We start from the raw sequence: 22,568 nt of genomic DNA, 5'->3' as shown, positions 1-22,568 counted from the left end.
GTAATGAAAAGAGCATTTGTTTTAGTATTAGATTCATTTGGTATTGGCGCCGCTCCAGACGCTGAAAAGTTTGGTGATGTTGGCGCTGATACTTTAGGCCACATTGCCGAGCAGTGCCAACAAGGTAAAGCGGATAATGCCGATCGCCAAGGGCCTTTACGTTTGCCTAATCTTTCTAAGTTAGGCTTAGCAATGGCGCACAAAGAAGCCACAGGACAATTTGCGCCAGGCTTAGATCAAAATGCAGATATTATTGGCGCTTACGGCCACGCTGCTGAACTTTCTTCTGGTAAAGATACCCCATCAGGACACTGGGAAATTGCTGGTGTACCAGTGCTATTTGAATGGGGCTATTTCAGTGACAAAGAAAACAGTTTTCCTACTGAGCTAACCGACCGCATTTTAAAGCGTGCCGGTTTGGATGGTTTCCTTGGTAATTGTCATGCCTCTGGTACTCAAGTGCTTGATGATTTGGGTGAAGAGCATATGGCGACAGGTAAGCCAATTTTCTACACGTCAGCGGATTCAGTGTTTCAGATTGCCTGTCATGAAGAGACTTTCGGCTTAGACCGCCTGCTTGAACTGTGCCAGATTGCTCGTGAAGAGTTAGAAGATTATAACATTGGTCGAGTGATCGCCCGTCCATTTACCGGTCCTGGTAAAGGACAATTTGCTCGTACTGGTAACCGCCGTGATTTATCTTTAGAGCCACCTGCAACTACCGTATTGCAAAAACTGCTTGAAGAGCGACAAGGTGAAGTGGTTTCGATTGGTAAGATAGCTGATATTTATGCTAACTGTGGGATCAGTAAAAAAGTGAAAGCCAACGGCATTCCTGCCTTGTTTGATGCCACATTAGATCAAATTGAACAAGCGGGTGATAACACGATAGTCTTCACTAACTTTGTTGATTTTGACTCTGCTTACGGTCACCGCCGAGATGTCGCCGGTTACGCGGCAGCATTAGAGTATTTTGATCAGCGTCTGCCAGAAATTCTAGAGCAGATGCAAGAGCAAGATGTACTGATTTTAACCGCTGACCATGGCTGCGATCCTACTTGGCCTGGCACCGATCATACACGCGAATTCATTCCAGTGATCGTCTATGGTCAAAAAGTAGCGCCGGGTAGCCTTGGCCGCCGTGAAACCTTTGCTGATATTGGCCAGAGTTTAGCGAGTTATTTTGCGACCTCACCAATGGATTACGGAAAATCATTTTTGTAACATCACCTGCAGTGCTGGAATAGAAGACTGTATTTTATGATTGGTCTTGCTATTAGCAAGGCTAAGCCTATTGTTCAATTGTGTTGCTCGACTGACTGAGCAACACAATCACCAAGATGAAGAGGAAAAGACATGGCAACTCCACATATTAATGCTCAACTGGGTGATTTCGCTGACGTTGTATTGATGCCAGGTGATCCACTGCGCGCTAAATACATCGCAGAGACTTTTTTAGATGATGTCGTACAGGTATGTGATGTGCGTAACATGTTCGGCTACACAGGCAGCTATAAGGGCCGTAAAGTTTCAGTGATGGGCCACGGTATGGGTATTCCCTCATGCTCGATTTATGTGACTGAACTCATCAAAGATTACGGTGTGAAAAAGATCATTCGTGTCGGTAGCTGTGGCGCTGTGAATGAAGAGATCAAATTACGCGATGTTGTGATTGGTATGGGCGCTTGCACGGATTCAAAAGTGAATCGTATCCGCTTTAAAGATCATGATTTTGCTGCGATTGCTGATTATAAAATGGTTAAAGCGGCAGAAGAAGCGGCGAAAGCTCGTGGTGTTGATGTGAAAGTCGGTAACCTGTTCTCGGCTGAACTATTTTACACTCCAGATCCAAGCATGTTCGATGTGATGGATAAATATGGCATCCTTGGCGTTGAGATGGAAGCGGCTGGTATCTATGGCGTTGCCGCTGAATACGGCGCAAAAGCACTGGCTATCTGCACGGTTTCTGATCATATTAAAACCGGTGAGCAAACCACCTCTGAAGAGCGTCAAAATACCTTTAATGAAATGATTGAAATTGCGTTAGATTCCATTTTAATTGGTGATCAAGCCGGGTATTAATTAATCTTGATTTTGACGCCCGTTATACCGCTTCGATAGAGACAGTTAAACGTTATATTCTGCGTCATTTGTCCCGATGAGTTAAGTCTATCTTTACTCATCGGGATCTTCGCGCTTTGGTGATTGTGATCGTTTAATCGCTAAACGTGCTTAAGCAGCACATTTTCTACTTTCTGCTCTTTCGGCCTAAATTGACGACGCAACAAGAGAGTGATCAAAACCCCACCAGTAAAGCTCATCAATAACATTAAATACATGTATCGATCGCTTTTTCGATAGTGATGATCAGAAATTGCCGTTACTCGGCCCGTTTCAAACGTTAAGCGGACAAAACCAATAATGCTGCCATCATACAAGACCGGCTCAACCAGTTGTTGACGGCCAATACTGGCCGTTTGTAGTGGTGTATCTAGCCCTAATATCTCTCGAACACTGAGTGCTCCGTCACTTGCGGCTAGCTTAACGCCTTCAGCATCATAGATTGTCGCATCAAACACTAAACGTTCTTGAGCAAGTTGATTGGTGAGTGCCAGTAATCGCTCTTGATCTTGTTCTGCGAGCATGCTGCTGGCCGACAGGGAGGCTTGATTGATTAACACTTTCGTTAAGGTTTCTAATTGATTGGCTTGAATGCGCTCATTGCCTTTACTGATCACAACGCTATTTTGAATCGTGAACACCGACATGCCCATCAATAGCACAACGGTTAAGCTGCGCACGACGACACGAAATGAAAACAGTGAGCTATCCATAGATCGTAAACCTAAAAAATGACATTTCGCTCATATTGAGACTTGCGTTTTTAAATTGCAATAGGGTAACGTCAGGGAATCATAGTTAAGGAAGCGAAACATGGATGCTGTAAAACCCCTCTCAATTAGAAAACATACGACGCTGCTGAATCGCTACCCAGAAACGCGAGAGAGTAGCGCTCTTGATAAGTCCCACGCTAATTGGATTATTTTTGCTCAGCCACTGACTCCTGCTTATTTTATGGATATTGAGCAATGGAGTGGTCAAGGATTAGTGATAGTCGATACATGGAAAGTCGGCAATTATGATGTCGCTTTAATGGCGGGAGAGCTCGACGCTGCGCTAGAACCTATTCTACAACAATTACACTTGGATTATGCTCGAATCGACGAAGTGCCTGATCTGTCTAAACCCGGCTTGATCGTCTTGGATATGGACTCCACAGCGATTCAAATTGAGTGTATTGATGAAATTGCCAAATTAGCGGGTGTGGGTGATGAGGTCGCTCAGGTAACGGAGCGAGCAATGCAAGGTGAGCTGGATTTCGAGCAGAGTTTACGTCAGCGAGTCGCGAAGCTCAAAGGCGCGGATGCGGCAATCCTTGAAAAGGTACGCAACGATTTACCCTTGATGCCTGAATTGCCGGAGTTACTCACCACCCTACAAGCGATGGGTTGGAAAACCGCGATAGCCTCCGGTGGCTTTACCTATTTTTCGGATCACCTGCAACAGTTGTTATCGTTAGATTATGCGCAGTCCAATCAATTAGAAATCATCAATAATCAACTGAGTGGCGAAGTTAAGGGCGAGATTGTAGGAGCGCAAACTAAAGCAGAGATTGTGTTAAAACTTGCTCAGCAGTTTGATATTGAATTGCATAATACCGTTGCAGTAGGAGATGGGGCGAATGACCTAGTGATGATGGAGGTGGCTGGACTCGGGATTGCCTATCATGCGAAACCAAAAGTAGAGGCGAAAGCACAAACGGCGGTACGTTTTGCAAGCTTAGGTGGTGTATTGTGTATTCTTTCGGCGGGTCTGATTAGACAGCAAAAGATCAGTTGGAAAAGTCAGCCTTAAGTGCAGAGTGGGAATCTATTTTTACTATGAGTGATGGATTCCCACTCACGCTTTGCTGAGAGAGCAGGCGTTCTGACTTAGTCCGTGAGTTCCAGTCTAGTGATCACCTCTTGCGTGATATCGGTTAATTCGCAATAACCGACAATCGCACTGAGTTCTTTTTCTAAGGCTTTGGCATCGTTTAAGCTAACTAATAGTAATTGATTGAGATCTTCGCGCAGTAAGGTGGTCATCGGTTCAAATACCGGCGAACCAGAAATACGCAATGCATAAAACTCGCCCGTTTCTCTTGCTCTACGAATAAATTGAATGCGTTCTTTAATACTACTAAATTCACTTTTCAAACAAGATTCTACCGACTGAATACGGTCAGCAAACTTGACCACTGCAATATAGATTTCATGATGCTGAGGTTCGGCACCATCAATCCGTCTCATCGGGGAAGCGAGTAGAGTATTGGTGTGGTTTTTAAAGATAGGTTCAAGGGAAAAACAACCATCTTGTCCGAGTTTAGCCAATAACATGAGGTGAGCGGGTAGTGGAAAATTAACGCCAATCACTCGTGGTCGCAAATTTGCGCCAGGTTTATCAACGAAAATCGGTGAACAAACCATTTTGTCTAACAACAGATCATGCAAGCCCTCTAAGAGAGAGGGGCTCGGTAACTGCTCTTTTTGCGGTAACAATTTGTCTTGATTATGCTCGATAAGAGAATTAAAAAACGCAATGCTTTTGATGGTTGCGGATGTCTCTTCAATCTTTAATTGTAAACGTCGCCCTTCAGGACTAATCCGAACCACTTGATAAGGTAGGACATCCAAGGGTAACTTTTCATCGTAGCGTTTTAGTTCAGTAAAATTCACCTGCAGTTTATCACCAGCTTTGAGTGCCACTGGAGCATTAAGAATCAGATTTAATCCACGTTTAGAGAGGTCAACACTCAAGCCTTCCCCTAATACTTGCTGTTGATCTTTTAGCTGTAAGGGTGTTCGAAAGCGGTAGCGAAGTTCTTTACGTCGAGAGCAAGCATCAAAATACACTCCTAACGGTTGACCGATCACTTGGCGGCTATGACGAAAAGGATTCAACTCACTGCCAGGTAGAGGGGGTTTTGCTACCAATAGATAATCTTGTGCTGAACTGATATCGGCAATTTCTTGTAAAATCCCACAATGCGTTAGCTGACTGGAGTGCTCTAATAATTCTTCGGAATGGTTGGCTAGCTCGGCTTGCTCTTCGGCTGACAATTCAAAAACCGATAAACGGAACGCTTTCCAACTGTCTTTTTTTGCGCCAATATGCCAGAACAGTTTTCGTTGCTCTGCTGAGGCTTCGGGCATGAACATCGAGAAAAACAACGTTTTATCCTGATACTCATGTTTAAACGAGTACAGTACGTTACTGCAATTTTTCACGCCCGGTTGTGTGAGCAGCCCCATCCGTTCAGCATTAAATAAGCTGCCCAAACTCTGCTGATTTCGTTCATCATGCCAGTATTGCCAAATAGGACGATTGTTTTCCGTCAGCAGTACCAATTTCAGTTGGTTGCCACTAAAAAACAGCGGTAAATGGCCTGTGTGTTTGAGATAGACGTGCTCATAGCCACGGGTGCGAGCGCGAATGATTTTATCTTGGTTATCGTGACGGTTTTTCTTAATATTACTAGCTAGTGACTCGGCAATCACGTTATCGATTAATGTCGTCTCAGTAATACGTAATGCCCGCAAGTATTTCACCGCATTGTTTTCATAGGAATCATCAATAGCCAGTATGCGGTATTCAATCGGTTGATTTAAGCCAGGAATATCGAGCGATTTTTCCAGTTCAGTGAATTGTGCTTTAAACGTTTGTCCAGATTTATAGTTAAATGCCGCGGGTACTTTAAATTTTGCGCCTGAAGGCGAGAGATCCAGTGTTACTGCATGAATGGCTTGATTATTAAGAGTGATCAAGACTTGGCTATTTAGGCTGAGGCGATTTTCTTTACGTTTTAAATCATAGCCCAGTTTAATGATCTCAGCTTGGAAGCTTTTTGATGCTTTATTAGTGGCTTGATCGGTTTTGGTGTTATCCCGTTGGCTGATTCGCGCTTTGCAAACCGTTTCCCAAACCCCTTCAGTATAACCAGAAAACTTTTTTACCCCTTTTTGGTAATCATTTAATGCAATATCATCTAACCAGTGTTTAAAACCGTCGATTTCATATTCTCGACACTCAGTATCAACTCGGCTGCGTAAATCAATGGTTTTTTTACACGGCGCCATCAGTCGATTGAGTTCCATTTTTATCAATAGTTTAGCAGAGGCAGGCTGCCCATCCGTGATCTGAGAGAGGATGAACTCAAAGTCCGGAGAGCGATAGACCGGAATGAGTTTTTCAGTGAAAGAGAGAATGTCAGATTGCTGCATACTTTTCTGTTAAAGTTAGGTTCTTGAATGATATCGGCATCATGCAGTTAATCTTTAACGATAACCGAAGTAAAATGTAGGCACAGTTGTCCGTTTCGTTAAGATAGCGCAAGCGGCTAAGTTACCATTTTTAATTAAGTATTGAGGATTCATGGTTAAAGCAAAACGAGCCTATGTATGTAATGAGTGTGGGGCAGATTTTCCGCGCTGGCAAGGTCAATGTAATGCATGTGGGGCTTGGAACACCATTTCTGAAGTTCGTTTAGCCGCTTCCCCTCAAGTTGCTCGCCATGAACGATTATCCGGTTATGCGGGAAATGCTACGCAAACGAGTGTGCAAACGTTAGCCGAAATCAACTTACAAGAAGTGCCTCGTTTTAGCAGTGGCTTTAAAGAGTTTGACCGAGTGCTAGGCGGAGGTGTGGTACCAGGGGCTGCTATTCTGATTGGCGGCAGTCCAGGGGCTGGTAAATCGACGTTACTTTTACAGACCATGTGTTTGCTTTCTGCGCAGATGCCAACTTTATACGTCACTGGAGAAGAGTCATTACAGCAAGTTGCGATGCGTGCCGCCCGTTTAGGGTTACCCAAAGAACACCTGAAAATGCTTTCCGAAACCAACGTCGATCGTATTTGCCAAATTGCCGAGCAAGAGCAACCGAGAATAATGGTTATCGACTCGATTCAAGTTATGCACGTCGCCGATGTGCAATCCTCTCCGGGCAGTGTCGCTCAGGTTCGCGAATCGGCGACGGCCTTAACTCGCTATGCCAAACAAAATAATGTTGCGGTGTTTATCGTTGGTCATGTGACCAAAGACGGTACTCTTGCTGGTCCTAAAGTGCTTGAGCATATTATTGACTGTTCGGTGTTGCTTGATGGGGGCGCTGATAGTCGTTTTCGTACCCTTCGTAGTCATAAAAACCGTTTTGGTGCGGTGAACGAACTGGGTGTGTTTGCAATGACTGGACAGGGACTAAAAGAGGTCAGTAACCCTTCGGCGATATTCCTGTCGCGTGGTGAAGAAGCGACCTCAGGCAGTTCGGTTATGGTGGTTTGGGAAGGTACCCGTCCGCTTTTAGTCGAAATTCAAGCATTGGTCGATTACTCTCAATTGGCCAATCCACGTCGTGTTGCGGTTGGCTTAGAGCAAAATAGGCTCTCTTTGTTACTGGCTGTATTGCATAAGCATGGTGGTTTGCAAATGGCCGACCAAGATGTCTTTGTCAATGTCGTTGGCGGCGTAAAAGTTACCGAAACCAGTGCAGACCTCGCCCTGTTAATGGCCCTACTGTCTAGCTTTCGTGATAAGCCGTTACCTAAAGATGTGGTGGTTTTTGGCGAAGTGGGATTAGCTGGGGAAATTCGTCCGGTGCCGAGTGGGCAAGAGCGTCTTAACGAGGCGCTCAAACATGGATTTAGCCGCGCAATTGTTCCAATGGCCAATATGCCCAAGGGCGGGATTTCTGGTATGCAAATTCATGGCGTGCGAAAACTTTCCGAAGCGATTGCCGCTTTTGATGAGCTGTGATAGCAAAATAAACAATGCGTATGTGTTTTTCGAAAGATTAGGTGTGATGAAACGGAGAGTTTTGTCGATATTTGCTCGCGTCTTGTGTGCGCATCACCTATATTTCATCAGCAACAGGTAGTCCTTGACTATTTTTTTTCAGCAAGCGATCGCAGGGGTATCAGTCTTGACAGATTATGCTATACTCTGCGCGCACTTTATACCTTATTAACAGAGTAAGACAATGGCAGATTTATCAAAATACAGAAATATTGGTATTTTCGCGCACGTTGATGCGGGTAAAACCACTACCACGGAGCGTATCCTTAAGCTGACTGGTAAAATCCATAAAATGGGCGACAGCCACGATGGTACTACAACCATGGACTTCATGGATCAAGAAGCTGAACGTGGTATCACAATCCAGTCTGCTGCGACTACCTGTTTCTGGAAAGACCACCGTTTTAACATCATCGATACTCCTGGGCACGTTGACTTTACAGTTGAAGTATACCGTTCTCTAAAAGTTCTTGACGGCGGTATCGGTGTATTCTGTGGTTCAGGCGGTGTTGAACCTCAATCAGAAACCAACTGGCGTTATGCGAACGATTCAGAAGTATCTCGTCTGATCTTCGTCAACAAGCTTGACCGCATGGGCGCAGACTTCTTCCGCGTTGTTGGCCAAATCAAAAATGTACTTGGCGCTACACCACTAGTCATGACACTACCAATCGGTCGTGAAGATGAGTTTACAGGTGTTGTTGATGTACTGAGCCAAAAAGCGTACATCTGGGATGACTCAGGTCTTCCAGAAAACTACGAAGTAACGGATATTCCAGCTGATTTAGTTGACCAAGCGGAAGAATACCGTGAAATGTTGATTGAAGCTGCTGTTGAACAAGACGACGAGTTAATGATGGCTTACATGGAAGGTGAAGAGCCTTCTCTAGAAGACATCAAACGTTGTATCCGTAAAGGTACTCGTGAACTTGCTTTCTTCCCAACTTACTGTGGTTCTGCATACAAAAACAAAGGTATGCAACTTATCCTTGATGCGGTTGTAGATTACCTACCAAACCCAACAGAAGTTCATGAACAAGAGTTGACGGATCCAGATACTGGTGAAGCCACTGGCGAAGTCGCTAAAGTTTCTGTTGATGAACCATTCCGTGCTCTTGCGTTTAAGATCATGGATGACCGTTTTGGTGCATTAACCTTCGTTCGTGTTTACTCAGGTAAACTGAAGAAAGGCGATACCATTTTGAACAGTGCGACAGGTAAAACCGAACGTATTGGCCGCATGGTAGAAATGCACGCTGATGACCGTAATGAAATCGACTCTGCGCAAGCGGGTGACATCATTGCTATCGTTGGTATGAAGAACGTGAAAACTGGTCATACTCTGTGTGATCCTAAACACGAATGTACTCTTGAGCCAATGATCTTCCCAATCCCAGTTATCTCTATCGCGGTTGCGCCTAAAGATAAAGGTGGTTCTGAGAAGTTAGGTGTTGCACTTGGTAAAATGGTTTCTGAAGATCCATCATTCCAAGTTGAGTCAGACGAAGAGACTGGCGAAACTATCCTGAAAGGGATGGGTGAACTTCACCTAGATATCAAAGTAGATATCCTTAAGCGTACGCACGGTATCGATCTTATTGTTGGTGCTCCTCAAGTTGCTTACCGTGAAACAATCACGAAAGCTGTTGAAGATAGCTACACGCATAAGAAACAGTCTGGTGGTTCTGGTCAGTTTGGTAAGATCGATTACCGTATCAAACCAGGCGAGCCAAACTCAGGCTTCAAATTCACTTCAACTGTTGTTGGTGGTAACGTTCCTAAGGAATTCTGGCCAGCGATTGAGAAAGGTTTTGCAGGTATGATGCAAGAAGGTGTTCTTGCTGGTTTCCCAACCTTAGACGTCGAAGTTGAACTGTTTGATGGTGGCTTCCACGCCGTTGACTCATCTGCAATTGCATTTGAAATCGCAGCGAAAGGTGCATTCCGTCAATCAATGCCTAAAGCTGGCCCACAACTTCTTGAGCCAATCATGAAAGTTGACGTGTTCACTCCAGACGATCACGTTGGTGACGTTATCGGTGACTTGAACCGTCGTCGTGGTATGATCAAAGACCAAGAAGCTGGTGTGACTGGTGTTCGTGTTAAAGCGGATATCCCACTATCTGAAATGTTTGGTTATATCGGTTCTCTACGTACAATGACATCTGGTCGTGGTCAGTTCTCTATGGAGTTCTCACACTATGCACCATGTCCAGCTAACGTAGCAGAAACCGTTATTGCTGAAGCTAAAGCGAAAAAAGAGAAGAAATAATTCTTCACTTTAAGCGCTAAAAACGCCCCGAACAGTGAATGCTGTTCGGGGCGTTTTGTTTGCTGCGTTTTATGTTGTACAAGATGAAAAAGAGAAAAACTAAAATACCCCCAATCCTAACTGATGATAATAGGGGCAAAGTTTTCAGTAGTAAGATGGATCACTAAGTTTTTACTTTGATCATCGTTTTTCACTGTTCTAAAGAAGGACAGTTAGTGAGATTACTCTTCCCAAACCACGAGTTTGTCTTTAGGCCAATTCTGGCCAACGTCATGATATTTTTGCTCTAAGACATGACGTTTTATCTTTAGTGTTGGCGTAAGAATACCATTATCGATGCTCCACGGATCTTTGATCATCAATACGCCTTTTATCTGCTCATGAGATTCGAGTTTAGTATTCATTTTTTCGATAACGCGTTTCGTCGTGCGTTCATAACGCTCTCGATCAAAATCAGAGAAATTATGCGGTACAACCAAAAGTATCGGCGCTGGCAGCCCTAAGCCAATTAAACACAGCATTTCTACTCGGCTGTATTCATACAATTTTTTCTCAATGGGGACGGGAGAAACAAACTTACCCTTGGCTGTTTTAAACGTATCTTTGATTCGTCCTTGGATCGTAAGATAACCATCAGAGTCTATTGAACCTAAGTCTCCAGTGTGTAACCAACCTTGAGCATCAAAAGCTTCTTTGGAAGCAATGTCATTTTTGTAGTACCCAGAAAATACCCCTTTACTATGAACGAGTATCTCACCGTCATCGGTAATTTTTAAGCGAACTCCTGGTCCAGCATGGCCAACCGTTCCTATTTTATCGGCCCGGAAGGGGTAATTGATCGTACTGTAGGCAAATGATTCGGTCATTCCCCATGCTTCAGTAATATTTAAGCCAAGGCTGTGGTACCACTCTAACAAGGCAGGAGAGACTGGGGCTGAGCCACAACCAAGGACTCGTGCTTGATCTAACCCTAAACCATCCGCTAATTTGCGTTTAATTAAGCTATTTATAAAAGGGATTTTGAGCAGAATATTCAGCTTTTTCTGCGGAAGTTTGTCTTGAATACGCTGTTGGAACAAAGTCCATAGCCTTGGTACTGAGATAAACAACGTTGGGCGATGCATTTTCACATCTTCAATAAACGTATCAAGTGACTCGGGAAAAGCGGTTAAAACACCACCTTGAATTGACGTGCCAAGAATGTAAACACGTTCGGTGATGTGTGCGAGAGGCAAATAAGAAAACAGGCGATCATCTTTTTGAATACCGATTTGAGCAATCAATTGTTGTACTGCCCAAGCAAAAGCACCGTAGGTTAGCATGGCACCTTTTGGTACGCCTGAGGTTCCTGAGGTATAAACAATCGACATCAGTTTATCATCATAATGTTCAGGCCGTTCTTCACTTGGGGGATACTGAGCAATTAAGTCTAGATATTGATGGTGGCACGCTGGTGCTGAAGCGTAAGGTAGAGCGATACTGATCAGCTCTGGCATTTTAGCTAAAACTTGGGCGGTGGCTTTACTGTCGTCTAATTTACCGACAATGATTATTTTACTTTCACTATGACTCGCACAATATTCAATGGTGTCAGCGCCGGCAGTAGGGAAAATGGGCACACTGACATAGTCACCGAGCATGATTGCTAAATCACATATGAACCACTCGGCGCAGTTTTTTGATATAAGCGCCACTTTATCACCAGGTTCAGCCCCTAAGGCGCGTAGTGCTGAAACGAGACGTAGTGCTTGATCAGCGACTTGAGCGAAGGTGTATTCAACAAACTGCCGATTAATAATTTGTTTCAAGTAAACGTCGTTGGGGCGAGTTTGCGCCCAAGTTAAGATCATTTCATTAGGGGGGGGGAGAGCGCACTTAGTTTGACTTAGATTTGTTAACGGATTCATTCTCTAACTCCATGTATGAGGCAATGGCTATTCTATTTATGTTAAAATTTTGTAAATAGTAGCATGGCTATAGGAGTGATGAAGGTTAATTAACTCACATTTGTTAATGACAACAGAGTGATACCTCACAAAAATTACTCAAATTAAGACGCTGGGGATTCTCTATCTTTCGGATCGAGTTCTGGATAAGTCTCGCTAACCCGCTTTAAATAATCTTGATGATAACGCAGCGCGTTAACGCAGTGTTTATCTAGCTTACCGGATACGACCATTTTTTCTAGTTCCAACAAGGCAAATGGAACAGACCAAGCTTGTTTGTAGGGGCGATGGCTTGTTAGTGCATCGAAAATATTGGCGACAGCAATAATGCGAGCTGAGATAGGAATGGCTTCTTGGGTTAAGCCATAAGGATAGCCACTACCATCAAGAAACTCATGGTGGTAGGCAACAATCTCTTTGAGTACGGCGATACTTGGATGTTCTGGAGCGCCAATATCATCAATAATATCATTGATGATCTCAATGCCTTTTTCGATGTGTTGATTGAGTTGCTGTCTTTCATCCTGACCGAGTGAACAAGGTTTATTCAGTAATTCTGCCGGAATGGCCAGTTTGCCAATATCATGGCATTTAGAAAACTGGCTGATATTCTCTATTACCTCATCATCCAATTGGTAGACCGCTGCTACTTCTAGAGCTATGACACGCGCATAACGACTAATTCGTTCTTTGTGTTCTTTTGAATCTAACCAGTGTTCAGGCGATTTAGCGTTAATGGCTTTGGTTGCATTGAGTAGCGATTGAACCAAATCGTATTCTGAGCTGACGACAAAACGTACAATATCGATAAACGATTTGAGTTGTGCGTATTTTTCTGGACTAAAGGTATTTTTTTGTTTTGAATTTAAAAAAATAAAACCAATGAACGTTTGATCATGGTAAACCGGTAAGGTCATTGAGGATTGAAAACCTTGTTCAAATAACCATTGGCTATGTGGAGTGGTATGATTAACTTCGACTGAAATATCATTGAGATAGCGAACTTCAGCAGATTGTGCACACGCTTTTAAACTTGGCAGATTATCGAGCGAGAGTGAGTAATGGAGTAGCTCACTCCCTTGATTATCACTATGAGCATAAGTTTTTAACTCGTTGCTCTCTTCATCGAATAGAGCGAAGGAGATACGAGCGATATTTGGCTCTACCGTTAGCATCCGTTGATGGATATCGGTTAACTGTTGGTTGAGTGTGCCCACTTTAGCAAAGAAGCTGGGTTTTTCTCCTTCATGGTGCGTGTTCATGCGCCCTCCTTGCGGTGGTGTCATCATCGTCTCTAGTAAGTCTAGGCGATCCCTTAGAATTCACCTTGTTTGATGTGCAAAAAATCACTTCTTTTTGTTACAAAACGCCACGAATAAGTGCCGTTAACAAATAGAACATGACTAAACCAAGAATGGGCCACTTCATAATTTTAAGTAACCATAAACCGATCAGTAGTAAAGCAACGTCCCAAGCGTTGAATACTGCACTGATAAACACTGGTTGATAAAGAGCAGCGAGTAATAATCCGACTACAGATGCGTTGACTCCGGTGAGAGCACCTGAAACGGAGGGAATATTAGCAAGATTTTGCCAGTGTTTGAGCACGCCTAAAAGCAGTAAAAATCCCGGTAAAAAGACGCCGATGGTAGCGATGATGGCACCGGTGATCGGCGATGCGGGTAGCAAGTAGTAACCCAGATACGTTGCTAGTGTAAACATTGGCCCCGGTACCGCTTGAGCGGCGGCATAACCAGTAAGGAAAGTATCGCTGCTTATTTGATCGGCTAACAAATTTTGCAACAGAGGCATGACGACATGGCCGCCACCAAATACTAAGCTACCAGCATGAAAAAATTGTTCGAATAACATTAAACTCGCACTGGAGCTGACTAGCCATGGTAGGCCAAATAAAATCGCTACAAATAAAACTAAAGGCCACCACGTTGGTCGAAATGGAATGAGACTTGTCGTGGCAAACGGATTTTTTAGCCACTTCATGCCGATGATGGCAGCAAGGATTATGACCAAGATTTGCGCTAAGATACCGGGAAAACACAACAAAATGACCGCACTAAACAGACCTAAGCTGGCGGTAGTTTTTGTTCGGCAAAAGTTTTGATACATCCCCCATGTTGCCTCGGCAACGACCACGACAGCGAGCAGTTTTAATCCATGGATCAGTAGTGCATATTGTGATGTATCAAGCCAATAGCGGCTGAAAGTGGCGAGTAATACCATTAGTATGATCGAAGGGAGAGTAAAGCCAATAAAGGCTAAACCAGCGCCCGGTAATCCGCCTCTCTGATAGCCGATCGCGAAGCCAACTTGACTTGAACCTGGGCCGGGTAAAAACTGACTTAAAGCGACGATCTGTCCATATTGTTGATCGCTCATCCACTTCAATTTTTCAACAAACGTGTGTCGAAAGTAGCCAATATGCGCCGCTGGGCCGCCAAAACTTATCCAACCGAGCGTAAAAAAGCGTATGAATATTTCCCACATTTTGTTCATCGTCCCAAGCGCGAATTGAATATTTAACGAACCTGAGCAATCAGTTGATCGATGTGTTCAAGGTCAGTGGCGTTGACACCGGCTAAGTTGCCATATTTAGGCATGGACCGATCATTTTCCCATGGTGCTTGCCAGCCTAAGGTATGTTCGACAAAATGGCGAGCAAACGCCTCAGAAACTTCCAAACACCCGGCGAGCACGGTATCAACGTAAGTTTGGACAATCGGACTGCGTGGACAAGGGGGCTGATATTGTTCGGTGACATAGACCCAAATCGCTTGATCGGTTTTAAGAGGATGCTGACAGTCTATTTGTTGATGAGAAAGTGCGATACGTTGATATCCACGTTCTCGGCGATCAAATTCAGCCAATCCAGCCTCATCGATTTCGAGCAGTACGCCATTCACTTGGCCTTGTCCCGGGTTAACCACTAAAGGTGAAATCAGATAGCTATCATCCACTTTTCCCCAATAACGCACTAAACCATGAACAATCGCTGGAATCGCTTGTCCGGTTTGGCCTGTCAGTTGACGCGAAGCTGAGTTCATTAAGCTTCCGTAACCGAAAATATACATAGTGAGTCCCCATTTAATTGGTTAAAAAACGCAAACGGCGCAATATCCAAAATTCCATCACAAAAATAGCAAGCAGACCAGCACAAAAGACCCCAAAAGCGATAGGAGAGTCGGTGCCTGGTATACCTCCGACATTGACCCCAAGTAAGCCAGTCAGGAATGTCGCAGGTAGAAAAATTGCCGTAATGACTGAAAATAAGTAAGTGTTTTGATTCATTTTTTCAGCGTGATACTGACGCAATTCCCCTTTAATAATATCCAACTCACTCAGGAAAAAATCTAAGGTTTCATTAATCCGAGTAATGGTATTTACGCTATGACGTAAATTCAATTGTTTGCTTTTGGCTATCGCAATTTGGCCGGTTTGATAATCTTCAAGGGCGTATTGTTGAGGTTTTATAAATCGCTTAATTTTTAGCAGCGCTTTATGAGTTTGGATTAATTGCTCACTCAGTTCGGTTTCACTTTCAAATTGAGCAATTTTGGTTTCCACCGTATCGAGATAATCATCAATATTTTTGCTCAGCCCATCAATGATGGCGAGTATTACCTCAGCAAGATTTTTCGGTCCATTGCCTTTTTGTAGTGCTTGGCTAATTAAATTAATGGTTTTTGAAGATATTTTACGGCTGGTAATTAAGGCGCCATGATAATAGAGAATTCGCACGCTGAGCATATCAGAAGGGTCGGCATTATCATTCAAATTAACCCCTCGTAGAATCAGCAGAAAATGCTGTTCGTCGTACTGTTCAAATAGAGGTCGAGTATCTTCGGCGAGTAAACTATCGACGATAGAGAGAGGAATGGCATTATCGATTAGCCATTCACGCAACCCAGCTTTATCTCGTTGGCAGTGGTACCAGTGGTCCGCTTCAATTTTTTGGGGATGCAGAGAGAGTTGTATCGTAGGAGTTGTGGCAAAAGACCAATGATCGAGAAGAAAATCCATTGAGAATCCTTGTCCTTGATAAAATAAACCCAAGTGATGAGTTATCAACATCACTTGGGGAAAAGTGTTCATCGAATCAGAATAAACTAAAAACCACGCATCTGAATACGGCGTAAGAATTCTGTCATGATACGATCGTAGAGCAGATCGCCGAGAATCGCATCTTCAACTTGATGATCAATGCTCGGGTTATCATTGACTTCAATCACATAAACCTGTCCATCGATCTCTTTAAGATCGACGCCATACAGACCACTACCGATCAAGTTTGCCGCTTTTACCGCCACATCCACCACCGATTTAGGCACCTGCTTTAAATCGAAGGTTTCAAACCCACCCGATGAGACTCGGCCACTGCTGTGGTGCTGATAAATTTGCCAGTGTCCACGACTCATCATGTATTTACAGGCATAAATCGCTTGGCGGTTCATGACGCCAATTCGCCAATCAAAATCAGTCGGCATAAAAGCTTGAGCTAGGATCAGCGCGCTTTTGCTAAATAACGCATTGGCTTCTTTTTCAAGCTCTTGCTCATTACGAACTTTAACCACACCGCGAGAAAAAGCACCATCGGGGATTTTCAGCACCATAGGGAAATCCAGTTGTCCCATCAAGTAGCTTTTCCAATCGTTATCAAACCCTTGTACGATAACACTCTTAGGCGCAGGAACTTTATTACGTTGCAGTAACTCGGTCAAAAATACCTTATTGGTACATTTCATGATCGATTCTGAATCATCCATCACGATCAGGCCCATTTTTTCCGCTGTTTTCGCAAAGCGATAGGTGTAGTTGCTAATATTAGTGGTGGCGCGAATGAATAGGCCATCAAACTCGCCCAAACGCGACAAATCATCAGGGGAGATCAATTCTAAGTTCATACCTAAGCGATTGGCGGCGCGACGAAAACGCTTCAATGCAGAAGGATCGGAAGGCGGCATTTTCTCCTCTTCATCGACCAACATCGCGATATCGTAGCGATACTTCTTCTCTTGTTTCGGTCTGCGCCAGATTTTACTTGAGAACAGCTCTAATGACTCAATGAAGAAATCTTGTTCACTGTCTTGCAGATCTTGAAAAGGGAATGGCGCAATACTGTGAATTTGCCATTGTCCCTGAATTTTGGTCATTTTCAGTTCAATTACTGGCACCATAAACTGTTCGAACAGGCGCTGAGCCAGTTTTTCTAGACCAGCTTCTGGTGTGCGTCCAAAGTAGATTTTACAGTGGATAGAGTCGATATTTTTGCACAGCTTGTTAAGTTTTAAGAGTCCAGAGGACAGTAAAAACGGCTGGTTAATATCGTTAATTGCCATTACACGTGGGATCACTCGATGTCCACGGGCTTCAGCTAACAGAGAGCAGTAATATCCCGTACTCATGTAATCATAATCGCGACAAAGGTTCACCACCTGTACGCTGCGCTGTGAAGCTTTCCAGTCAGCATCTAAATATTGATCAACGCTGACGACTTGTTCTGAAGGGAAATACTGTTGCCAGTCACTGGCCTGATCGGTCACGATTAAAAGGTTTGCCATCGCTATATTCTTCCTAAATCAATAGGTCTATTATTGAGTCACAATCTTGCCAACCACTCTTTTCATCCTGTAAGGACGTCGTATGGACTTTCGTCTTGCGAAAAGTACTGATCTCGCTGCGCTTAATGCGTTAGAACAACAGCTGTTTGATGGAGATAAAATTTCTCCTCGTCAAATGAAGCGTTTTTTACATTCTAGCCATTCGGTGATTTTTGTCGCCGATTCCGGTACGGAGTTAGCTGGATATGCATTGCTACTATTTCATCAAGGTACACAGCTCTCAAGGTTGTATTCGATTGCCGTTAAACCTGATTTCAGAGGACGGAGGATTGCTCAAACGTTAGTTGAACAATGCGAGCGTGCTGCTCTTGATCAAGGTTTCACTACATTACGGCTAGAAGTTCGTGAAGACAATATAGTCGCAATAAAATTATATGAAAAAATGGGTTATCGCACTTTGAAGTGTTTGATCCACTATTACGACGATTTATGTGATGGTCGTCGGATGCAAAAACGTTTGACTCCTCATGGACCTAAAATTTTGCTACCGATGCCCCTTTATGTGCAAACCACACCCTTCACCTGTGGTGCCGCTTGCTTATTGATGAGTTTCTCTTGTTTACGACCCTCTTTTGAACTGAGTCGCACCCAAGAGCTTCAGTTATGGCGAGAAGCGACGACGATTTTCATGGCGGCGGGGCACGGTGGCTGTAGTGGCCAAGGCCTAGCGTTAGCAGCAGCGAAACGAGGTTTTCATGTCGAGTTATGGAGCCAATCACAAAGTACCCCTTTCATTGATAGTGTCCGAGACCTCAATAAAAAACAGGTGATTGAGTTAGTGCATCTGGATTTTTGTGAGCAACTGGCTCATCAAGATGTGGCGATGATTGATGCTCCACCCACTCAGGAGCAACTGGAAGCGTGGGTGACACAAGGGGCTTGCGTATTATTGTTGATTAGCACCTATCGGTTTGATGGCAAAAAAGAACCTCATTGGATCATTTTAAGTGGCATGAGTGAAAAGTTTTTCTTTTTCCACGATCCTCATGCGGAATCTGAACAGCATGCGATGGCTTCGGCGTATGTTCCGGTTGGTAAAAAAGCCCTGTCTCAGATCATCGGTTTTGGTAAGCAAAAGCAAACCGCTTGTGTGGTGATTAGCCCAGCCAATATTGCCCGTTAATTCGGTTCATCAGCGAACAATAGTGCAATAACAAAGGCTAGCTGACGCTAGCCTTTGTTTGGATAATCGAACGGGTTAAGCCGTTGAACTCATTGGATGAAACTTAGTTATTGCTATGCAACTCACTGTTTAGCTCAACCGCTGATTTATTGGCTAAACACTCGATTTGACCGGTGATCGAATTGCGGCGGAATAACAGGTCAGAGACACCTGCTAGCTCGCGTGCTTTGATGATCTCAACTTCTTGACCTTGGTTATCGAGCATGCGCACTTTGGTGCCAGCAGTCACGTACAGACCGGATTCTACCGTGCAGCGATCGCCAAGTGGGAAACCAAGACCGGCGTTGGCGCCAAGTAGTGAGTTCTCCCCAATCGAAACCACCACTTTGCCGCCGCCAGATAAGGTGCCCATGATTGACGCACCGCCACCAATATCAGAGCCATTACCGACAACAACCCCAGCGGAAATTCGTCCTTCCACCATGCTAACCCCTGTGGTACCCGCATTAAAGTTGATAAAACCTTCATGCATGACAGTCGTCCCTTCGCCAACATGTGCGCCAAGACGAACGCGAGCGGTATCAGCAATACGTACACCCGTTGGGACAATGTAATCGACCATTTTCGGAAACTTATCGACGCAATCGACGTTTAACTGACGCCCAGCAAGGCGAGCTTCGATTTGACGCTCGGCAAGCTCTGGCAAATCAATCGGGCCTTCATTGGTCCAAGCAATGTTATGCAATAGACCAAAAATGCCATCCAGTACTGTGCCGTGTGGTTGCACGAGACGATGAGAGATAAGCTGTAGTTTTAAAAAGCCTTCAGCGATTGAGCTTGGTTGTTGATCGCTAGCGAGCACCACCAAAATCAGTGGTTGAGTAGACAGCGCGGCCTTGCTGGCAAAAGCGGCATTGTCCGCTTGACCATGAGTCGCAAAGGCATGAGCCAGTTGACCGCATTGCTCTGGTAAGATCTCAACTACTTGATTCCCCGATTGATAATTGCAAATATCAGCTAATACTTTGATTAAATCATCACTTGGATTTAGAACTGGATGAGGGAAAAATGCCTCAATGATTTTTCCGTCACGATTGAGTGTGGCCGTACCAAAGCCTAGGGCAAAATTCGCCATTATGAGTTCTCCATTTTGGTGGTGTCAATTTCGTGGTCAATGACCGTAAGATGATTTGTTATCTTAAAGAGAGTTTTATTCAGAGGAAAGGTGCAATACGTTATCCGTCCATCGAACGATATCGTCTGTCTTTTTAGCGATAGATATCCTTTCTAGGATAAAAAACCGCTGCTAGGCAGCGGTCAGAGTCAGTTAAGCAGCATCGTCGACAGAGTCATCACTCTCGACCGCTTTCGGTTTTTTCGGTGGCGTAGGCTTGCGCTTGGCACCGAGCGCGACCAGCACGTCTTCTTTGTTCTGTGCCAAGAACAGCGCTAACTCTTCTTGTTTACTTTCATCTTCAATCAGAGCGCTTTTACCTAATAATTCGAACAGCTCATCTGCCATATCGAGCATTTTGTCATAAGCATCAGCTTCGGCTTTCGAGGTAAAAGTCATTTTCTCTTCTCCGTTGCGCTCCACCACGTACTTAACGATGACGGCCATGGTTCATCCTCTATGTTGTGCTAAATAATTACTGGCTTTTTATACAGTTTTTATTCAATAAAGTCTAGATGAAGCCATCAAACTGAGAGGCTAGGCATTGGATTGATGACAAAAGGCGATAAAGCTTTTCAACAGCGGACTTTGGTACTTTTCTTTATGCACCAACACCCAAAAACGCCGTTGCATATCGAGAGGGACAGTCAGTTGCTTGACTCGCCCATCTTGTAACGCGCAGTGGGCCGCCAGCTGTGACAAACAACCGAGGCCTAATCCAGCTGAGACACTGTTAATCAATGCTTCGGTGGTATTGAGCTCGAAACTCTCTTGCCATTGCTCAATACGCGGCGCAACGACGCGCATAAAAAATTCTCGAGAACCAGAACCGGCCTCTCTTAGCACCCACTGGCTCTGTTCAAAATCGCTGAGCGTTAACGTTGATTTTTTGGCGAGCGGATGATCAGGGGCGCAGATAATACACATTTCATCTTGACCAAATTGACGCGAAATCAATTGGGGATGCAGGGTCTTGCCCTCGATTAAAGCAACGTCTAACTCATAATCGACCAGTTTTTGACAAATCAGTGCTGAATTAGAAATAAATAGGCTTTGTGCATGATGATCGTATTGGGAGCGAAAGACGCTAATTAAATAAGGCGCTAACTGGTTGCCAATCGTGTCACTGGCTCCAATCCGTAATTGCCCAGAGAGGGTATTTTGCTGATCAAACAGATGATGCAGATCTTTGGCGCGTCCCAGCAATTCATCGGCCAAAGGCAATAGTTTTTGTCCTTCTTGATTAAGGATTAACCGGTTGTTGACTCGATCAAACAGCGCATGTCCTAAGTGTTTCTCCAATTCCGCTAAAGCTGAACTCACCGCTGCTTTAGAGAGAAACAGAGCGTCTGCGGCTTCGGTTAGCGTTTTGTGTTGGGTGATGGTCATAAACACATTGAGTTGTTTGAGCGAAATCGGGCTGGCCATAGGTTGTTTAGTTTTATCGAACGTAGGTTATAAATAATCAGATATATTCAAACATTAAGCAAGGGTATCATGCGCGTATTGCGATAATAAGCCGTGTTGAGGTGAGTATGATTCAAGCAGCAAAAACAAAAGTGATGGGAGCGCCCACTCCCATGGCAGGATTGGCATTAGGTATTGCCAGTTTAGGTTGGAGCTGGGAAAACCTTGCCAATTTACAAGGCTACGGTCAGTGGCTTGGCGCTGCGCTAGCCAGTGTGTTATTGATTGTTTTAGCGTTTAAGTTTCTTTTGCATAATCATTTACTCCGCCAAGATTTGGCGCACCCAGTGGTGGGCAGCGTCGTGCCGACTTTTGCGATGGCGTGTATGGTGGTGTCTCATTCGGTGGGCCAATTTTCACCATTTTTCGGTGATGGACTGTGGTTACTGGCGGTGTTGCTGCATGTCATTTTCTTGGTGAGCTTTGTTTATCATCGTGCTAAAGCGTTTGAACTGCATCATATGGTGCCGAGTTGGTTCGTGCCACCCGTGGGGATCATTGTGGCTGACGTGTCATTTTCTGGTAACCCGCTATTGGCTCCGATTGCTCATGTAACCTTAATCTTTGGTATGTTGGCTTATGCGGTAATGTTACCGATGATGATTTATCGTTTCATGTTTACCCATCAAGTGCCAGATGCGGCTAAACCCACCTTAGCGATCTTGGCAGCGCCAGCGAGTCTCTCTTTGGCGGGTTATTTAACGGTTACCGCTGAGCCTTCCCCGGTGATCATTGCTTTACTGTTTGGTATTGCGGTGTTGATGACGGCGATTATTTACCTCGCGTTCACTCAATTACTGCGTTTACCTTTTAGCCCAGGTTATGCCGCGTTTACCTTTCCAATGGTGATTGGTGCCACGGCGCTGTTTAAAACCGCTCATTGGATGGAAAGCGTAAATATCGCCCCTCACTATGTACAGCAGATACATGCCCTTGCCAGCTTTGAACTGATCGTGGCGACCGTGGTGGTTGGATACGTAGCGCTACGTTACTTGATGTTCTATTTTCCAGCTCGTTCATTGGCTGGTCAGGCGGGATAATCGTCATGCATTAGGGT

The 22,568-nt window shown here is 44.4% G+C and carries 18 protein-coding genes; 7 read left to right on the top strand and 11 right to left on the bottom strand.

The genetic code is table 11. The features are described from left to right. The first annotated feature begins 3 nt into the window (after positions 1 to 3). Both FKQ60_RS10735 and deoD read left to right on the top strand, forming a co-directional pair. Entirely contained in the window at positions 4 to 1,224 is a 1,221-nt protein-coding gene (locus tag FKQ60_RS10735; RefSeq protein ID WP_170906507.1) for a phosphopentomutase, read from the top strand. Between the two features lie 132 nt (positions 1,225 to 1,356). Further along, positions 1,357 to 2,082: a purine-nucleoside phosphorylase gene (gene deoD / locus FKQ60_RS10730; protein ID WP_004395908.1), complete on the top strand. Its 726-nt coding sequence runs from the start codon at positions 1,357 to 1,359 to the stop codon at positions 2,080 to 2,082. A gap of 140 nt (positions 2,083 to 2,222) precedes the next feature. On the opposite strand, the gene FKQ60_RS10725 is transcribed toward deoD, so the two are convergent. Further along, entirely contained in the window at positions 2,223 to 2,834 is a 612-nt protein-coding gene (locus FKQ60_RS10725) for a YtjB family periplasmic protein (protein WP_158137881.1), read from the bottom strand. A gap of 100 nt (positions 2,835 to 2,934) precedes the next feature. On the opposite strand from FKQ60_RS10725, the gene serB reads away from it, so the two are divergent. Then, positions 2,935 to 3,915 carry a phosphoserine phosphatase gene (gene serB, locus FKQ60_RS10720; protein WP_170906506.1) on the top strand — a complete coding sequence of 327 codons (981 nt, stop codon included), beginning with the start codon at positions 2,935 to 2,937 and terminating at the stop codon, positions 3,913 to 3,915. Positions 3,916 to 3,992: 77 nt separating this feature from the next. On the opposite strand, the gene FKQ60_RS10715 is transcribed toward serB, so the two are convergent. Then, positions 3,993 to 6,323, bottom strand: coding sequence for a PilZ domain-containing protein (locus FKQ60_RS10715; RefSeq protein WP_170906505.1), 2,331 nt, complete (start codon positions 6,321 to 6,323; stop codon positions 3,993 to 3,995). Between the two features lie 151 nt (positions 6,324 to 6,474). Between FKQ60_RS10715 and radA the strand changes: the two genes are divergently transcribed. Both radA and fusA read left to right on the top strand, forming a co-directional pair. Next, on the top strand, positions 6,475 to 7,854 hold the full coding sequence (gene radA / locus FKQ60_RS10710; RefSeq protein ID WP_004395905.1) for a DNA repair protein RadA: 1,380 nt from the start codon (positions 6,475 to 6,477) through the stop codon (positions 7,852 to 7,854). Positions 7,855 to 8,077: 223 nt separating this feature from the next. Next, positions 8,078 to 10,165, top strand: coding sequence for an elongation factor G (gene fusA, locus FKQ60_RS10705; protein ID WP_004395904.1), 2,088 nt, complete (start codon positions 8,078 to 8,080; stop codon positions 10,163 to 10,165). 221 nt (positions 10,166 to 10,386) lie between these two features. Here fusA and FKQ60_RS10700 read toward each other — a convergent pair whose 3' ends face one another. The 6 genes from FKQ60_RS10700 to FKQ60_RS10675 all read right to left on the bottom strand — a co-directional run bounded on the left by FKQ60_RS10700 (position 10,387) and on the right by FKQ60_RS10675 (position 17,687). Beyond that, positions 10,387 to 12,072 (bottom strand): AMP-binding protein, encoded by a 1,686-nt coding sequence (locus FKQ60_RS10700; protein ID WP_170904538.1) that lies wholly within the window; start codon positions 12,070 to 12,072, stop codon positions 10,387 to 10,389. 143 nt (positions 12,073 to 12,215) lie between these two features. Next, entirely contained in the window at positions 12,216 to 13,373 is a 1,158-nt protein-coding gene (locus tag FKQ60_RS10695) for an HD domain-containing phosphohydrolase (protein WP_170904537.1), read from the bottom strand. A 97-nt stretch (positions 13,374 to 13,470) separates the two neighbouring features. Next, a complete protein-coding gene (chrA, locus tag FKQ60_RS10690; protein ID WP_170904536.1) occupies positions 13,471 to 14,616 on the bottom strand; it encodes a chromate efflux transporter in 1,146 nt (381 codons plus the stop codon). 32 nt (positions 14,617 to 14,648) lie between these two features. Beyond that, complete coding sequence (locus tag FKQ60_RS10685) at positions 14,649 to 15,200, bottom strand: gamma-glutamylcyclotransferase family protein (RefSeq protein WP_170904535.1); 552 nt, start codon at positions 15,198 to 15,200, stop codon at positions 14,649 to 14,651. Positions 15,201 to 15,213: 13 nt separating this feature from the next. Then, positions 15,214 to 16,149 carry a zinc transporter ZntB gene (locus FKQ60_RS10680; protein ID WP_170906504.1) on the bottom strand — a complete coding sequence of 312 codons (936 nt, stop codon included), beginning with the start codon at positions 16,147 to 16,149 and terminating at the stop codon, positions 15,214 to 15,216. Positions 16,150 to 16,235: 86 nt separating this feature from the next. Then, complete coding sequence (locus tag FKQ60_RS10675) at positions 16,236 to 17,687, bottom strand: RimK family protein (protein WP_004395898.1); 1,452 nt, start codon at positions 17,685 to 17,687, stop codon at positions 16,236 to 16,238. 82 nt (positions 17,688 to 17,769) lie between these two features. Here FKQ60_RS10675 and FKQ60_RS10670 point away from each other — a divergent pair, with 82 nt between their 5' ends. Next, positions 17,770 to 18,870 (top strand): GNAT family N-acetyltransferase/peptidase C39 family protein, encoded by a 1,101-nt coding sequence (locus tag FKQ60_RS10670; protein WP_170906503.1) that lies wholly within the window; start codon positions 17,770 to 17,772, stop codon positions 18,868 to 18,870. 103 nt (positions 18,871 to 18,973) lie between these two features. Here FKQ60_RS10670 and dapD read toward each other — a convergent pair whose 3' ends face one another. The 3 genes from dapD to FKQ60_RS10655 form a co-directional block, all read right to left on the bottom strand. Next, the gene (gene dapD, locus FKQ60_RS10665; RefSeq protein ID WP_170906502.1) at positions 18,974 to 20,005 is read right to left on the bottom strand and encodes a 2,3,4,5-tetrahydropyridine-2,6-dicarboxylate N-succinyltransferase; all 1,032 of its coding nucleotides are present in this window, start codon (positions 20,003 to 20,005) and stop codon (positions 18,974 to 18,976) included. Positions 20,006 to 20,197: 192 nt separating this feature from the next. After that, a complete protein-coding gene (locus tag FKQ60_RS10660) occupies positions 20,198 to 20,491 on the bottom strand; it encodes a YebG family protein (protein WP_004395895.1) in 294 nt (97 codons plus the stop codon). A 90-nt stretch (positions 20,492 to 20,581) separates the two neighbouring features. Continuing rightward, on the bottom strand, positions 20,582 to 21,472 hold the full coding sequence (locus FKQ60_RS10655) for a LysR family transcriptional regulator (RefSeq protein WP_161438228.1): 891 nt from the start codon (positions 21,470 to 21,472) through the stop codon (positions 20,582 to 20,584). A 107-nt stretch (positions 21,473 to 21,579) separates the two neighbouring features. Here FKQ60_RS10655 and FKQ60_RS10650 point away from each other — a divergent pair, with 107 nt between their 5' ends. After that, positions 21,580 to 22,551: a TDT family transporter gene (locus tag FKQ60_RS10650; protein WP_170906501.1), complete on the top strand. Its 972-nt coding sequence runs from the start codon at positions 21,580 to 21,582 to the stop codon at positions 22,549 to 22,551. Positions 22,552 to 22,568: the final 17 nt, after the last annotated feature.

Source organism: Vibrio sp. A11 (assembly GCF_013048705.1).
GTDB lineage: Bacteria > Pseudomonadota > Gammaproteobacteria > Enterobacterales > Vibrionaceae > Vibrio > Vibrio metschnikovii.
The sequence above is the reverse complement of the archived record's forward strand: the minus strand, read 5'-3'. Positions and strand labels throughout refer to the sequence as shown.

What these genes read in the sequence shown, in the direction of transcription:
- FKQ60_RS10735 (WP_170906507.1), top strand. Translation starts at nt 4, where the DNA reads ATGAAAAGAGCATTTGTTTTAGTATTAGATTCATTTGGTATTGGCGCC.
- deoD (WP_004395908.1), top strand. Translation starts at nt 1,357, where the DNA reads ATGGCAACTCCACATATTAATGCTCAACTGGGTGATTTCGCTGACGTT.
- FKQ60_RS10725 (WP_158137881.1), bottom strand. Translation starts at nt 2,834, where the DNA reads ATGGATAGCTCACTGTTTTCATTTCGTGTCGTCGTGCGCAGCTTAACC.
- serB (WP_170906506.1), top strand. Translation starts at nt 2,935, where the DNA reads ATGGATGCTGTAAAACCCCTCTCAATTAGAAAACATACGACGCTGCTG.
- FKQ60_RS10715 (WP_170906505.1), bottom strand. Translation starts at nt 6,323, where the DNA reads ATGCAGCAATCTGACATTCTCTCTTTCACTGAAAAACTCATTCCGGTC.
- radA (WP_004395905.1), top strand. Translation starts at nt 6,475, where the DNA reads ATGGTTAAAGCAAAACGAGCCTATGTATGTAATGAGTGTGGGGCAGAT.
- fusA (WP_004395904.1), top strand. Translation starts at nt 8,078, where the DNA reads ATGGCAGATTTATCAAAATACAGAAATATTGGTATTTTCGCGCACGTT.
- FKQ60_RS10700 (WP_170904538.1), bottom strand. Translation starts at nt 12,072, where the DNA reads ATGAATCCGTTAACAAATCTAAGTCAAACTAAGTGCGCTCTCCCCCCC.
- FKQ60_RS10695 (WP_170904537.1), bottom strand. Translation starts at nt 13,373, where the DNA reads ATGAACACGCACCATGAAGGAGAAAAACCCAGCTTCTTTGCTAAAGTG.
- chrA (WP_170904536.1), bottom strand. Translation starts at nt 14,616, where the DNA reads ATGTGGGAAATATTCATACGCTTTTTTACGCTCGGTTGGATAAGTTTT.
- FKQ60_RS10685 (WP_170904535.1), bottom strand. Translation starts at nt 15,200, where the DNA reads ATGTATATTTTCGGTTACGGAAGCTTAATGAACTCAGCTTCGCGTCAA.
- FKQ60_RS10680 (WP_170906504.1), bottom strand. Translation starts at nt 16,149, where the DNA reads ATGGATTTTCTTCTCGATCATTGGTCTTTTGCCACAACTCCTACGATA.
- FKQ60_RS10675 (WP_004395898.1), bottom strand. Translation starts at nt 17,687, where the DNA reads ATGGCAAACCTTTTAATCGTGACCGATCAGGCCAGTGACTGGCAACAG.
- FKQ60_RS10670 (WP_170906503.1), top strand. Translation starts at nt 17,770, where the DNA reads ATGGACTTTCGTCTTGCGAAAAGTACTGATCTCGCTGCGCTTAATGCG.
- dapD (WP_170906502.1), bottom strand. Translation starts at nt 20,005, where the DNA reads ATGGCGAATTTTGCCCTAGGCTTTGGTACGGCCACACTCAATCGTGAC.
- FKQ60_RS10660 (WP_004395895.1), bottom strand. Translation starts at nt 20,491, where the DNA reads ATGGCCGTCATCGTTAAGTACGTGGTGGAGCGCAACGGAGAAGAGAAA.
- FKQ60_RS10655 (WP_161438228.1), bottom strand. Translation starts at nt 21,472, where the DNA reads ATGGCCAGCCCGATTTCGCTCAAACAACTCAATGTGTTTATGACCATC.
- FKQ60_RS10650 (WP_170906501.1), top strand. Translation starts at nt 21,580, where the DNA reads ATGATTCAAGCAGCAAAAACAAAAGTGATGGGAGCGCCCACTCCCATG.